Origin of the sequence: Clostridium amylolyticum (assembly GCF_900142075.1) — a bacterium.
Classification (GTDB): Bacteria; Bacillota; Clostridia; order Clostridiales; family Clostridiaceae; genus Clostridium_AA; species Clostridium_AA amylolyticum.
This window is the reverse complement of the sequence record NZ_FQZO01000004.1, coordinates 339680-353225: the sequence shown is the minus strand read 5'-3', so window position 1 is coordinate 353225 and position 13546 is coordinate 339680. Positions and strand designations below refer to the sequence as shown.

Below are 13546 nucleotides of genomic sequence, written 5' to 3'. Positions count from 1 at the left end.
TCATTATAAATTATGTTATTTCAGCTTTTCTGTTTGAAATGATAATTTATTAATAATTATTATCTACTATATTATAATCACAATTTGTGATATTATAATAATTAGATAATATGTATTAGAGGTGGGCCATGGAAAAGTTTACTTCCAGATTAAAAGAACTAAGAAAAGAAAAGAAAATCACACAAAAAGAATTAGCAGATTCTCTTGGACTCGCTCAAAGTACTATTGCTAACTATGAGCAAGGCATAAGGTTTCCTGATAATGTAATGATTAAAAAATTAGCTGATTATTTCAGTGTTTCTCTAGATTATCTTCTTAAAAGGACAGAAGTAAGAGAGATTGTATTAACTAAGAAAAATTATGAATTTATAAATAAGTTAGATGATTTGGAATATAAAAACATAATATCTAAGAAATATCTAGACGAGTTAATAAAAGGAGATAAAAAAGCAGCGAGAGATCTTATAATTGATGCTTTTAAGGGAGGCTTGGATATACAGGGAATATACTTTGATATACTAGAACCTGCATTAAAAGAAGTGGGCTTTTTATGGGAAAAACATATAGTAGATATTTGGAATGAACATTATATAACTGATACAACTATAGAGATAATGAATGAAATAAAAAATCTAAACAGGAAACCCCATAATGTAAATTATTCAATTATACTTGCTAGTCCAGGGGGAGAAATGCATAATGTAGGATTAAAGATGATTTCAGATATTCTTGAGATAGAGGGCTTTAGAGTAATATATTTAGGGTCTAATATTCCTACACAAAGCATAATTAATGTTATAGAAGTAGAAATTCCTGATTTAATTGCTTTTTCTGTTACTATGCACTATCATTTAGATTCTGCAAAAATGGCCATAGCTGCTGTAAAAAACAATTTTAAAAATATAAAGATTTTAGTAGGCGGCGGGGCTTTTAAAAATGAAGAAGAAGCTTGGAAATACGTTGGTGCAGACTATTATTATGAAAATGGGAGAGACGTTATTGAAATATTGAAGAAAGAATTCTCTAAATAAAAAAAGGCCGAATTTCTAGGATACTGAAGAAGTTTCCTAGAAATTATGGCCTTTTTATTGTAAGGGAGACATTTACTATTTCATTGGCACGTTTGCATATTTTGGAGAGCTCTCATTATGAAGCCTGTCCACTGCTGTAACAGCATATACGTATGTTTTGCCATTAACTGCTGTGGTATCTACATAATTTAATTCTGTCTTATTGTTGGTTCTTCTTACTATAGCTAAAATATTTGATGGATCTTCTAAGTCACCATCCTTCATAGGACCTTTATCTCTTTCATATCTGTAAATAACATAATAAGCTGAGTCGTTTTTTGCAGAGTCTTTCCAAGATATTTCTACTTTATTGCTAGCTTTTTTGGTGTTAATTCCTACTACTGCATTAGGCGCCTTATTATCTAACCATGGCATAGTTGGAACTAGTGCTTTTGTATTAAAATAATCATTTTTTATGGTATCTCTTATTTGTGTTATCATTGCTCTTTTTTCTGCTTTTTCTTGAGGAGTACTACCAGATACATCTAAAGTTTCTGGTTTTAACTGCCTTAAGCTAAAGAAGGAACTACCTTTTATTTCATTATATAGTGAGTTGAATTTTAATTGATTAGGTATTTCCTCTGGATTATGCCAATCATTATCCCAATAAGTATCATTATGCTTATAGTTGGGATGCCCTACATAAAGCTGACAGTTAGTACCTTTAACCACATCTGACCACCAGTCTGCAAGTTCTCCATAAGGGGCGGCAGTGGTGCTAAATGCCCAATAAATTTGAGGTGTTATATAATCAATCCAACTTTCTTTAACCCACTTTCTAGTATCTGCATAAATATCATCATAGCTGGCAGAAGAACCAGAAGGAGTATGAGAACCTACACCAGGATGTACTGAATCATGTCCCCAGATACCAAATGGACTTATACCAAATTTAACATAGGATTTCTTGGCTTTTATTTCTTTTGCTAAGTCGTGAATAAGGGAATCTATGTTATTTCTTCTCCAAGCTTTAATATCTCCATTAAAGGATGAGCCATATTTTGCAAAGGTTTCAGTATCTTCACCTTTGTCTCCAAATATTACAGGTTTACCATCTCTAGTAGTTTTATAGGGATAGAAATAATCATCGAAATGAATAGCATCTACATCATATTTTGTAACTACTTCCATGATGCTATCTCTAACAAATTTCTGTACCTCAGGAATACCTGGGTCAAGGATTAACTTATTATCAAATCTTATAATGTATTCAGGATGCTTTTTAGCGAAGTTATTATCGTCAAGTTTTGCTAGCTCTTCTTTAAGTACTTGTTCAGTAGGTTTTTTATAATCAAAAGCATGAGCAACTCTATAAGGGTTGAACCAAGCATGAAATTCCATATTTCTTTTATGAGTTTCTTCAATAGCCCAAGCTAGTGGGTCAAATTCTTTACCGTTTTCTATCAGTGCTTTTCCTTGCTTCCCGCTTAAAAATTCTGACCAAGGGTTAAGGGCTGATTTATAGAATGCATCATTCATAGGCCTTACCTGGAAGGTTACTGCATTCATATTTAAAGAGTCAAAGGTATCGAGAACCTCTAAATATTCCTTTTTAAACTCGCCTACACTAAGTCCAGGTTTTGATGGAAAATCTATATTACTTACTGTAGACACCCACATGCTTCTAAACTGTCTTTTTTCATGAGCAGGTGCTTTAGGAACCTTCACTTGTTTTCCGTGAAGAAGAATAGGTGTTGTAGTTTGATACTTGTATAGTGGAACCATGGACTCATCAGCATTTATCTTTGTAGACGTTAACAATGTGGAGCCTAAAAAAGTTACAGCAGCTAATGCTACGGTTTTAATGAGTAATTTATTTTTCATTAAATAACCTCCTTTAATTGATGTATGATAATTAATGGTAGCAATTTCCATGCCATTATGTTTAAAGTAAGTGGACAAGCTACATATGAAGGTTTTTCATAATGAAGAGAGAAAAATGATACACTTTTTTTGATACTGTAATTTAATTAAATTAAAATGCTAATTTAAATGAATTCTTACTATATAAGTTTTTATAGTGTTTTTTATAGAAAGTAGTATTTAAAGAAAAAGATACACTAACTAACTTTTCTATCCTTTGTGTATCGCTTGTTTTTGATGATGATACAGTGTTTCACAAAAATGTCACAAATTTAACTGATTTTTAACACAAAAGAATTTTAAAATTAGAATATAAATCACGAGGAGGTAGGGGTATGAAAAAAGAAAAAAGAATCAGAATTCGTTTAATTATTCAGATCGCTTTCTTTGCACTTATAGCAATGGGGGTTTTAAATCATTACTTAATTGAGCGGGGGATTAATATTCCTTTTTTATCTGTAGCATCTTTGCATGGACTTTGTCCTTTTGGTGGAGTGGTATCTATATATGAAATTATAACTAAAGGAGCTCTTATTAAAAAGGTGCATGAATCATCCTTGGTTATATTGGTGGTGCTATTAGGGCTATCTATACTTTTAGGCAAGGTGTTCTGTGGCTGGATCTGCCCATTAGGAAGCTTTCAAGAGTGGTTGGGGAGAATTGGTAGAAAACTATTTGGTAAAAAATATAACAATTTTATTTCTCCTAAATTTGAAAAATTTATTAGATTAATCCCTTATGTAGTTTTAGTTTGGGTTTTATATGTAACCGCTATAACTGGCAAGATAGTATTTGACGCTGTGGACCCATATTATGCATTGTTTAATTTATGGACAGGTGAGGTTGGGGTTACAGCAATAATAGTTCTTATTTTAACTATGGTTGGGTCATTGTTTGTAGAAAGGCCTTGGTGTAAGTACGCATGTCCTTTAGGCGCTATCCTTGGTGTAACTAATAAATTTAGGATTTTTAAGATTAAAAGAAATGCTTCAAGTTGTATTGATTGCGGTATGTGCACTAGAACTTGTCCAATGAATGTAAAAGTTCAAAATGTTGAAGAAGTGAAAAGTGTTCAATGTATAAGTTGTCTTGAATGTACTTCGGAATTTAATTGCCCTAAAAGTAAAACGTTAAATATTGGAAGGTGAGGTGGTTATCTATGAATCTAAATAGTAAAAGTGTAGGTATAATAATAATAGCATTATTTATATTCATAATAGGAGGGGCAAAAATAGCTGGAATTTGGATAACTGAATCAACAAAAGAGCCGGCGGTTTTTAATCAGGGAGAGTTTAAGGGGATGGGAGATCCTTCTGATATAAGGGGATCATATACCTTTGCTGATATAAGTAAATCCTTTAATATTCCTATTGAGGATCTAGCCATTGCTTTTAACATTAATATGGATAATCCTCAGAATTTTAAGGTTAAAGAGTTGGAAGATATATATGTAAAGTCGCCTAACCCTGTAGAGATAGGTACTGCTTCGGTGAGATATTATGTAGCTTTATATAATAGTGTTCCTTATATAAAAAAAGAAGATGAAAAGCTTTTGAAAGAAGGCGTGGATTTATTGGATAAAAAAGGCAAACTTACTAACGAAGAAAAGGAATATTTAAAAACTCATACTATAACATTGAAGTGAATTTATTGCTAAGAGGAGAGTGTAGAATAAAATTAGATATTTAATAAAATAATATAGCCCACTAATTAGTGGGCCATAATGTGTAAGAGGAGAGTATATTTAAAATGCCTTTTGGGGGAAGGTCATTTTAACAATGTGGAAGTTTTATAACCTTTTTTAAAGTTTATGCTAGTAAACCTTATGGGTTATGTTATCTAATAATAATTATAAAATAAAATTTAATTAAACTAAAATTATTATTAAATATGACTTAATTATACCTTTTTTTTTAAAATTAGAAAAGGTTTTTTTTATTAAAATTTTATGAATTAATATTTTTATTGTTTTTTACTTATGCTTAAAAATTTATATTGAATTATTTTTAAAGATTATTAAAATTTTTTTGAAAAACTATTTTATATTCTGTTAAAACAGTATATAATAATAATGTAACCATAGAAGTTATAACACCAAATAAAAAGGTGTTTATTATTGCACGGGTTTTAATATGAAATTGGGTTTCTAAAAAGCAGAGTTCTTGGACTCTGCTTTTTAATTTTATATATCTAGTTATAATATTAATAACTCTATATAAAGATTACTTTAAGGTATTCGTAAAATTAATAAATACATTACAAAGTATATATAATTTATTTAGATTTAATTGTTAGAATAAGTTAAGTTAGAATAAATTTGGAGGGTGAGATCATATGAGAGTCATTAAAAGACTGGGTGGTGTTGAAGGTTTTGATTCTGCTAAAATAAAAACATCTATTGCTAATACTTCTGACAGCATAAATAAACCTTTAAATCAAGGAGATTTAAATACAATTACCAATGCAGTGTCTCAAAAGATTAGAAGCAGGTTTAAAGATGAGATAACTTATATACAGATAAGAGATATAGTAGTGGAAGAACTAAGGGATGGCGCTTTTTTTGATATAGCTAAAGCATATAAAGAGCCTGAAAGTTTAAAAAAATTCATAGAAAAGATATGAAAATAAATACAGGAAGTTATTAAAAGCTCTATTATAGAGCTTTTTTTGCGAAAATAAGTAAACTATATTAAAATAACTGGTAGTAAAAAATTCGTTAATATATAATTAAAGTAATAGTATTTATTTTAACTATTAAAAAAGTTTAATATATAATTAATATGCTTATAAAGGAGGGATAATTTGAGTAAAGAATTTTATGTAGGTTGGGGAACACTTTCATTGATTAATGCAGGACTTGCTCAAGGTAAAAATAGGTCTGGTTTAAACTGGTTTTTACTTTCATTAATATTAGGACCAGTTGCAACTTTTTTTCTTGTTTTATCAGATAAAAAATAAAAAAGGATTGAGGATATGAAGGTATTGAAATATTTAGTAGTATCAAGTGTACTAATAATATTTACTGCCTTGATGTACACTAGTGTAATTTTTTTTCTAACCTTTGAAAATATCATTAACTTATATTATGTTTGTGTTATTCTATTTTTTATTTTTATTATTTATATTATTACAAGAATTATATTTAATAAAAAGAAAATACTGATTTATAAGGAAAGCACCGGGGCGATGATACTCATATTCATGGTGATATTAGTTAATATTAATTTGGGTTTTATTTCTCTATTTGCATTAACTACTTTAGAAAAGACTGATTTAAATTCTAATTTGTATAATGTTGCTAAAAATACTAAGGCATCTAAGTTTTATTATGATTCTTTTAACGTAGAGATTTATAATAATGTGAAACTTATATATGGAGAAAGTTCAAAGTTAGGTATTACGGTAGTGAAAAATTATATTGATAATATTGAAGAAGATTGTGAAAGGGTGCTAGATAAAGTATCTTTGCAAGCATTAACATTAAAGTTACATTATAATGAAGAAAATTTTAAAAATATTTCCCAGGAGTTAAAGGGATTTTCAGGTGTATATTTTACAAATACCTTAACTAAAGAAAATACCATAGGAATGTTAGTTAAGGATTCTTACAGTGATATATTAGCTATAAATAGCAAAACTAGTGAGTTTAAAAAGATATTAAGACATGAATATGTACATTATTATTTTCACATGTTTTCAGAATATAATAAAATAAATTTAAATTCTATTCCTTTATGGTTTTCTGAGGGGAGTGCTGAATATATTGGTGAAGCAGCGGATAAATTTAACGGTACTTTTCCTAATACAATTATTCCTTTAAACTCAATTTCTACCAAAGAAGGTTGGGTTAACTATTCAAATAAAGGATATAATGTATATAATCAAGGATATTTTGCCATATATAACTTGGTTCTATTAAAAGGAGAGCAAGTTATTAAAAATATATTGATTAAAGCATCAATGGTAAGTTTTGAAGATGCTTTTAGTGAAGAAGTGGGAATGACTATAAAGGAGTTTGAAGAACTTTTAGTAAAGCAAACAGAAGATAATATCAGCTCTTATGCAGATAGAGTTAAAACTCAAATGGTTCATGCGCAACCATTTAATGAAACTAGAATATTAGCATTGGAAACTTATTTACAGGAAAACCCTGAAAATATTAACGCTTATATGGACCTTGGCGTTATGTATGAAAGAAATAAAAAATACAAAGAAGCCCTTAAATGCTGTGAAAAGGCTGTTAATATAAATCCTTATGATGCTGTTATATGGAATAACATAGGCTTAGCCTCCTTAATGATTCAAGATAATGAAAAAGCAGAAAAGGCTTTTAAAAATGTAATAATGCTAGATCCTTGTAACTCTTCGGCATATAGAAAGCTTGCAGAAATCCTCCTTTTAACCAGCGTGGATGATGCGGTTAAAATCTTGGAAGAAGCTACTCAAGTGGATAACTCTTCGGAACTAAAAAGCGTATTAGAAAGTTATAGAAGACTCCAAGAAGGCATTAAGAAAGAGGAACCCCTAAAAGAGTATTTTAAATTTTTAACAGGGAACAGCGTTTCTGTAGCTTCTAGAAAGCTTGCAATAATCGATAAAATTTTAAATGACTACTATGATACTAATTGTATATATAAATATGAAATTATAAAGCTACGAGAAAAACTACAAGAATGAAATTGAAAAAGGATAACATAGGAGAATGATTAAAAAGATAATTAATAAAGGTAATTAAGGCTGTAATATAAACTTTCAGTTATGTTTATATTACAGCCTTTTATAATAAAAAAATATTTATCTACTAAATATGATTTTTAAAACCTACTCTACATTTCAAATATAGTTAAGAATGTGCTATAATAAAGTTAATAATACCATGTGAAGGAGATGACTTTTATGAAAGTAAAAAAAAGAGACTCCAGACTACAGGAATTTAACCTAGATAAGATTAAGAGAACTATATGCAATGCATCCGATGACATTAGAGAACCTATGACAGAGGGCGATTTAAATTTCATAAGTGATGATATCGAAGAAAAGGTGATGAAAAGGTTTAAAGATTTAGTATTATCCACAGAACTTAGAAAGATAATAATAGAAACATTAAATGAATTAGGATTTAGGTCAGTTAGTGAAAGTTATGAAAATGCAGGTAAACTAGAAGAAGTAAACGAATAAATATAAATTTAATTATTAATTAAATAAAAAAACGCCCTAGAGTTTTCTAGGGCTAATTTAAGGTTATAATACTTTTGGGAGTATCTGAGGGATTAAAATAAACTATTTAAACAAAGATTTTCTCCGCTTCATTTAAATAGAAAGGGACTTTTAATCTTAGGGGTAATTTCTTTGGGTACTAATAACATACTTGAGGTTAAGAATGTTATCTCCACTGAAATTAAAATGGGATTGTATATATGTATTATATATCAATAATCTTTACTTATCAATAATAATTATTAAAATATTTTATTTATTTTTTATTTTGTATTATATATTTTAATTTTTATCCTATAGCTAACCGCTCCTAATACTCCCATTTCTTTAAGTGGTGTGATAATACTCGCTTAAACCACTTGCCATTTACCGCATCTATCTCCAAAACAGCCTACAGGGATGCTATTTTCTTGAATTTTTACTACTTCACAGTTGTTACTGCAACCATTACATTCAAAGCTTTTAGATTGGAAAGAGCTATCTGCCAAAGATAAACCCTTGAAATTAGATTTTCCAGTTTTCTCAACGGAGGTTTTTGCTAATATAGCAGCACCTATAGCACCCATCATGTTATAATTTTGTGGCACAAACACTTCGTATCCTAATGCCTTTTCAAAGGCAGTTTTTATTCCTATATTGGCAGCTACCCCACCTTGAAAGAATATTTTAGGGGATATTTCTTTTCCTTTTGCAACATTATTAAGGTAATTCCTTACCAGAGCTTCGCAGAGACCTCTAATTATGTCACTTTCGTTATAACCAAGCTGTTGCTTGTGTATCATATCTGATTCCGCAAATACAGCGCACCTTCCAGCAATTCTAATAGGATTATTTGATTTCAATGCATAATCTCCAAAGTCTTCAATAGGTATTTCAAGTCTTTCTGCTTGCCTATCTATGAAAGAACCTGTTCCTGCAGCACATACTGTATTCATGGCAAAATCCATAACTACTCCATTTCTTAAAATAATAATTTTAGAATCTTGACCACCAATCTCTATAATAGTTTTAACATCCTTGTCTATTTCTAAAGCTGCTACGGCGTGAGCGGTAATTTCATTTTTTACTGCATCAGCACCAATTAATGCAGAAGAAATATGCCTTCCACTGCCAGTGGTACCAGCTCCATTTATGCATATATGTGAGTACTTTTCTTTTAGAAATTTAAAACCTTGCTGTATGGCACTTATAGGTCTACCCTTAGTCCTTAAATAAAACTTTTCAATTATATCTAAGTTTTCATTAATGAGTACAATATCTGTACTCACAGAGCCTACATCAACTCCAAGATAATACATTTTCTCTTCTCCTTTCAAGTAAATCCACAAAGGCTTCTATTCTTGTTAAGTAGCCTGCTTCTCCAGTCATTTCATCCACCACTAAAGTCATTATAGGAAAATTTTTATCCTTAGATATGGAGGGTAATATTGCTTTAGAAACTATTTCAGGCATGCATCCCATAGGAAATATTTGTATAGCACCATGAAAACCTTCTTCATAAGCTAATATGGCCTCCCCTATACATTCCCTAGCATGACCACCTATTTCAAAGGAAAGATAATCTTTGGAAGCTCTTTTTATTTCCTTCTGATTTAAATTAAAAGGAGACAAAACCATATCCTTAACCCACCAACTTGGGCTAAGAGTTCTTTTAGTAGAGACACCTAAATCCATAAGTTTATCTTCTATATACAAATTAGAAAAAGCCTCGATTATGGTGTAAATTTCTCCAATTATGGCTATCTTAATAGGCTCTTTATGATTATCCATTTCCAAGCTATTTAATTTGTCTTTATATTTTTCAAATATGTGCATCATTTCTTTGGAGTTTTTGCAATTAAGAGCTTCTTCTTTGCATTTATTTAATAAAAATTTACAGCTTCCTTTATTTTTCTCATAGCCAGCTAAATATCTTGCTTTGGCTTCAATTTCGTCCATTTCATTTATAACCTTCATAGCATTAGATAATGCCTTAAACTTTTGATATTTTGGTAGAGGGCTATTAGAAGAAATTTTAAAAATCCTATTTAAAAGTTCTTTTGTTCCAATATCTCCAGGGCTATCTATGACTATAAAATCTAAATTATGGCCAAGCTTTTTTAAAAGATTCATCTGAAGTTCACAGTATTCACCAAATCTGCAAGGGCCGCAGCTTCCAGTGAGAACTACAGTATCTGCACCTTGTTCAATGGCTTGAATATAATTTCCTATCATTATTTTATAAGGCAAGCACATTTCATCATAAGAATACAATGAACCGATTTCTAAAGCTTTCTTATTGGTAAAGGGTGGGATTATACACTCTATTTCTAGGTCGTTAAAAAGAGCCTTTACTGCAATATATACGTTACCTAGATGAGGAAATGTTATTTTCAAGGTGGATGCTCCTTTCTAGCATGTCTACAAAAGCTTCTATTCTTGTGTCTAACCCTGCTTCACCGGTGTGTTCATCTATTTTTAAAACCATGAAGGGGAAATCTTGAATCTTATCATTAATAAGCTGAATTACCACAGAGTCTATGCCACAAGCAAAGGAAGATATGTATATAATTCCTTGTACACTATTATTAGAAGCTGCTTGAATGGCAAATCCATAGTTATTTCTTGCAAAGGTCCAAAATGGTTTTTTATATAGCTTACTTACAGCTAAACTTGACAAGCTATCATCAGCAAACTCCTCTGTAATGACACCTACTCCTAATTTATTAAGTTTCTTTATTAAATTCATGTTTACGAAGTCGTCATAAACATTGTAAGGGTGTCCAGCTAAGGCAATATTTATAGGATAATTTTTATCCTTTATACCTGTTGTGGCTCTTTCTTGTTTCTGAAGGGCAATGCTAAGAGCAGATTTTATTTTACTATCATTTATATTAAGTGTTTTTCCAGCTTCTTTTGCCCAAGTATAAAACTTATCCTTGGATACTGCATAAATAGGAGCGGTGATAGCCTTTGGCATAGGGGAAATTGAGTTTAATACCATTTCTGGAAGTCCGCAAAATTTGGGACAGATGAATTCTCTTTCTTGAAGCTGCATAATACGTGGTATTAAAATTACGTCGCATTTATCCTTTATGGAATATATATGACCGTGAAATATTTTAACTGGTAAACATGCTTCATCTACACAGTGTTTAATACCAGCATCTAATATTTCTTTATTAGTGTCTGGAGAAAGTACTATATCTGCACCTAATTCTGTAAAAAAGCTTTCAAAAAATGTGTGATACTTATAGTATAAAAGTCCTTTAGGGATTCCTACCTTCATATAAAATTTATATCCTTTCTAGAAATTTACTTACATTTGAGTATTCTTGCCTATTAATAAAAAAGTATACTTATAAAATAAAAATCCAGATTTTACTCTGGATTTTTATTTTAGAAATATATTTTAATTGAAACTTCTTCTCCACCCCTAAAGTTTTTAATAGAGGAAAGATGTAGCTTTAGAGGCTACGAAGAAGTAGAGAATGCGCCAAATACGAGATTAGCTCATCTATTACCCTTTTGGTTTGAATATTAATGAGGCTAAGAAACCAAATATTATGGCACTTGAGATTCCAGCGCTAGTAATCTGAAAAATTCCTGTAAGCACCCCTATGATTCCAACTTGTTCAGCTTCCTGTAAGGCACCTTTAACTAAAGAATTGCCAAAGCTGCTTATAGGCACAGAAGCACCAGCACCTGCAAATTTAACTAAAGGGTCATATAGACCTAACCCCCCAAGTATTGCACCAATAACCACTAGTGTACTCATGGTATGAGCGGGGGTTAGTTCTAAAACGTCCATCATTAATTGGCCAATAATGCAGATACCGCCACCTACTATAAAAGCCCAAATAAATTTATCCATATTAATACTCCTTTCATTAAATTTCTATGGATACAGCATGAGCTATACAAGGAATTGTTTCCTTCTGCTGATATGAAATAGGTGAGTGTAAGGCACCAGTAGCAACCACCAATAACCTTCTTAAATCACCTTTCCTCATGAGATTCATAAAATGGCCATAAGTAACTGTAGCAGAACAGGCACACCCACTAGCTCCTGACATAACTGGTTGATCCTTGCTATAAATAAGGGTACCACAGTCGGTGAATATGCCAGGAGGTATTTTCATACCGCTTTTTTCTAAAAGATCTGAGGCAATAGCGTGACCCACATTTCCTAAATCACCTGTGGCAATAAGATCATAATATGTAGGATCTATACCCAAATCGTTAAAATGGCATAATAAAGTATCTACAGCAGCAGGAGCCATAGCGGTACCCATATCAAAAGGATCAGAAATGCCTTTATCTACTATTTTGCCAATGGTAGCACATACTATTCTAGGACCACTTCCTTTGCTAGAAATTAGGCCGGCACCTGCACCAGTTACTGTCCACTGTGCTGTAGGGGGTTTTTGACCACCGTACTCTGTTGGATATCTAAATTGTTTTTCAGCAGATACATTATGGCTAGAGGCACCAGCTACTATATAATCAGCTCCTTTGTTATCTATAATAAATGAAGCTAAAGCCAAGCTTTCCATAGAGCTAGAACAAGCACCGAAAACTCCCAAATAAGGTATACCCAGTGCTCTTGCAGCAAAGCTGCTGGAAATAATCTGATTCATTAAATCTCCGCTTATAAAAAACTGAACTTGTTCTTTTTTTAATCCTGCCTTTTTTATAGCTGTTTCACAGGCCTCTTGAAGCAATACCTTTTCAGCTTTTTCAAAGCTATCCTGTCCAAGCCATACATCATCATGAAGTATATCAAAATCTTTAGAAAGAAGACCTTTAGCTTCAAAAGGGCCTCCTACAGCGGCGGAAGCAGCTATAAATGGCTTTGATTGAAATAACCAAGTCTGTTTACCCTGTAGCATTTACATACCCCCTAACCATTTAAATAGCAATTTTATTATGGAAACCACAAAAGCTGAGAATACTCCAAAAGCTATGACGGATCCAGCTAACTTGAACATATTACCACCTACACCTAACACATAACCTTCTGTTCTATGTTCAATGGAAGCAGAAGCAATGGTGTTTGCAAATCCAGTAACAGGCACTGCAGTACCTGCTCCAGCCCATTGAGCTATATGGTCATAGACTCCAAAACCTGTTAAAAGGATAGAACATATAATGAGTATTGCTGTGGCGGGATTGCCTGCTGTTTCTACTGTAAATCCAAAGTAAGTGATAAAGAACCATTGAAGAAACTGACCTATGGTACAGATTATTCCTCCTGCTATAAATGCTCTAAAGCAATTTTTTAATACAGGTCTCTTGGGTTTTCTTTTATCAGCATATTCTTTATATTCTTCTTTGGATATGTTTAGTTTTTTGTTTTCGGGCATTTTTTACACCTCCTGTGTTGTCTATGTTATTTTTAGCAATATTTCTAAAAT

14 protein-coding genes are annotated in these 13546 nt (G+C 31.3%); 7 read left to right on the top strand and 7 right to left on the bottom strand.

The window, feature by feature from the left end; translation table 11 throughout:
• Positions 1-128: 128 nt before the first annotated feature.
• Positions 129-1031, top strand: coding sequence for a cobalamin-dependent protein (locus tag BUA82_RS11595; RefSeq protein WP_073008129.1), 903 nt, complete (start codon positions 129-131; stop codon positions 1029-1031).
• Between the two features lie 75 nt (positions 1032-1106).
• Here the strand turns inward: BUA82_RS11595 and BUA82_RS11590 are convergent, their stop codons facing one another.
• The gene (locus BUA82_RS11590) at positions 1107-2894 is read right to left on the bottom strand and encodes a glycoside hydrolase family 10-like protein (RefSeq protein ID WP_073008126.1); all 1788 of its coding nucleotides are present in this window, start codon (positions 2892-2894) and stop codon (positions 1107-1109) included.
• A gap of 374 nt (positions 2895-3268) precedes the next feature.
• On the opposite strand from BUA82_RS11590, the gene BUA82_RS11585 reads away from it, so the two are divergent.
• From BUA82_RS11585 to BUA82_RS11565, 6 genes are all read left to right on the top strand, one after another.
• Positions 3269-4081 (top strand): 4Fe-4S binding protein, encoded by an 813-nt coding sequence (locus BUA82_RS11585; RefSeq protein WP_073008123.1) that lies wholly within the window; start codon positions 3269-3271, stop codon positions 4079-4081.
• 11 nt (positions 4082-4092) lie between these two features.
• Positions 4093-4578 carry a hypothetical protein gene (locus tag BUA82_RS11580; RefSeq protein ID WP_073008120.1) on the top strand — a complete coding sequence of 162 codons (486 nt, stop codon included), beginning with the start codon at positions 4093-4095 and terminating at the stop codon, positions 4576-4578.
• Positions 4579-5267: 689 nt separating this feature from the next.
• Entirely contained in the window at positions 5268-5555 is a 288-nt protein-coding gene (locus BUA82_RS11575) for an ATP cone domain-containing protein (RefSeq protein ID WP_073008118.1), read from the top strand.
• Positions 5556-5735: 180 nt separating this feature from the next.
• The gene (locus tag BUA82_RS20695) at positions 5736-5891 is read left to right on the top strand and encodes a hypothetical protein (protein WP_178140725.1); all 156 of its coding nucleotides are present in this window, start codon (positions 5736-5738) and stop codon (positions 5889-5891) included.
• Between the two features lie 15 nt (positions 5892-5906).
• Entirely contained in the window at positions 5907-7610 is a 1704-nt protein-coding gene (locus BUA82_RS11570; protein ID WP_073008116.1) for a tetratricopeptide repeat protein, read from the top strand.
• Between the two features lie 219 nt (positions 7611-7829).
• Complete coding sequence (locus tag BUA82_RS11565; RefSeq protein ID WP_073008114.1) at positions 7830-8111, top strand: ATP cone domain-containing protein; 282 nt, start codon at positions 7830-7832, stop codon at positions 8109-8111.
• A gap of 389 nt (positions 8112-8500) precedes the next feature.
• Here BUA82_RS11565 and BUA82_RS11560 read toward each other — a convergent pair whose 3' ends face one another.
• From BUA82_RS11560 to spoVAC, 6 genes are all read right to left on the bottom strand, one after another.
• Complete coding sequence (locus BUA82_RS11560) at positions 8501-9448, bottom strand: acyl-CoA dehydratase activase (protein WP_073008112.1); 948 nt, start codon at positions 9446-9448, stop codon at positions 8501-8503.
• Entirely contained in the window at positions 9429-10526 is a 1098-nt protein-coding gene (locus BUA82_RS11555; protein WP_073008110.1) for an acyl-CoA dehydratase activase-related protein, read from the bottom strand. Before BUA82_RS11555 ends, BUA82_RS11560 begins: the two co-directional genes overlap by 20 nt.
• Positions 10498-11418 carry an acyl-CoA dehydratase activase-related protein gene (locus tag BUA82_RS11550; protein ID WP_073008108.1) on the bottom strand — a complete coding sequence of 307 codons (921 nt, stop codon included), beginning with the start codon at positions 11416-11418 and terminating at the stop codon, positions 10498-10500. Before BUA82_RS11550 ends, BUA82_RS11555 begins: the two co-directional genes overlap by 29 nt.
• 231 nt (positions 11419-11649) lie before the next feature.
• The gene (gene spoVAE, locus BUA82_RS11545) at positions 11650-12003 is read right to left on the bottom strand and encodes a stage V sporulation protein AE (protein WP_073008106.1); all 354 of its coding nucleotides are present in this window, start codon (positions 12001-12003) and stop codon (positions 11650-11652) included.
• A gap of 16 nt (positions 12004-12019) precedes the next feature.
• Positions 12020-13021 carry a stage V sporulation protein AD gene (gene spoVAD / locus BUA82_RS11540; protein ID WP_073008105.1) on the bottom strand — a complete coding sequence of 334 codons (1002 nt, stop codon included), beginning with the start codon at positions 13019-13021 and terminating at the stop codon, positions 12020-12022.
• Positions 13022-13495 carry a stage V sporulation protein AC gene (spoVAC, locus tag BUA82_RS11535; RefSeq protein WP_073008104.1) on the bottom strand — a complete coding sequence of 158 codons (474 nt, stop codon included), beginning with the start codon at positions 13493-13495 and terminating at the stop codon, positions 13022-13024.
• Between the last annotated feature and the right edge of the window lie 51 nt (positions 13496-13546).

Excerpts from the sequence above, each read along its gene's own strand:
- BUA82_RS11595 (WP_073008129.1), top strand. The coding sequence starts at position 129 with ATGGAAAAGTTTACTTCCAGATTAAAAGAACTAAGAAAAGAAAAGAAA.
- BUA82_RS11590 (WP_073008126.1), bottom strand. The coding sequence starts at position 2,894 with ATGAAAAATAAATTACTCATTAAAACCGTAGCATTAGCTGCTGTAACT.
- BUA82_RS11585 (WP_073008123.1), top strand. The coding sequence starts at position 3,269 with ATGAAAAAAGAAAAAAGAATCAGAATTCGTTTAATTATTCAGATCGCT.
- BUA82_RS11580 (WP_073008120.1), top strand. The coding sequence starts at position 4,093 with ATGAATCTAAATAGTAAAAGTGTAGGTATAATAATAATAGCATTATTT.
- BUA82_RS11575 (WP_073008118.1), top strand. The coding sequence starts at position 5,268 with ATGAGAGTCATTAAAAGACTGGGTGGTGTTGAAGGTTTTGATTCTGCT.
- BUA82_RS11570 (WP_073008116.1), top strand. The coding sequence starts at position 5,907 with ATGAAGGTATTGAAATATTTAGTAGTATCAAGTGTACTAATAATATTT.
- BUA82_RS11565 (WP_073008114.1), top strand. The coding sequence starts at position 7,830 with ATGAAAGTAAAAAAAAGAGACTCCAGACTACAGGAATTTAACCTAGAT.
- BUA82_RS11560 (WP_073008112.1), bottom strand. The coding sequence starts at position 9,448 with ATGTATTATCTTGGAGTTGATGTAGGCTCTGTGAGTACAGATATTGTA.
- BUA82_RS11550 (WP_073008108.1), bottom strand. The coding sequence starts at position 11,418 with ATGAAGGTAGGAATCCCTAAAGGACTTTTATACTATAAGTATCACACA.
- spoVAE (WP_073008106.1), bottom strand. The coding sequence starts at position 12,003 with ATGGATAAATTTATTTGGGCTTTTATAGTAGGTGGCGGTATCTGCATT.
- spoVAD (WP_073008105.1), bottom strand. The coding sequence starts at position 13,021 with ATGCTACAGGGTAAACAGACTTGGTTATTTCAATCAAAGCCATTTATA.
- spoVAC (WP_073008104.1), bottom strand. The coding sequence starts at position 13,495 with ATGCCCGAAAACAAAAAACTAAACATATCCAAAGAAGAATATAAAGAA.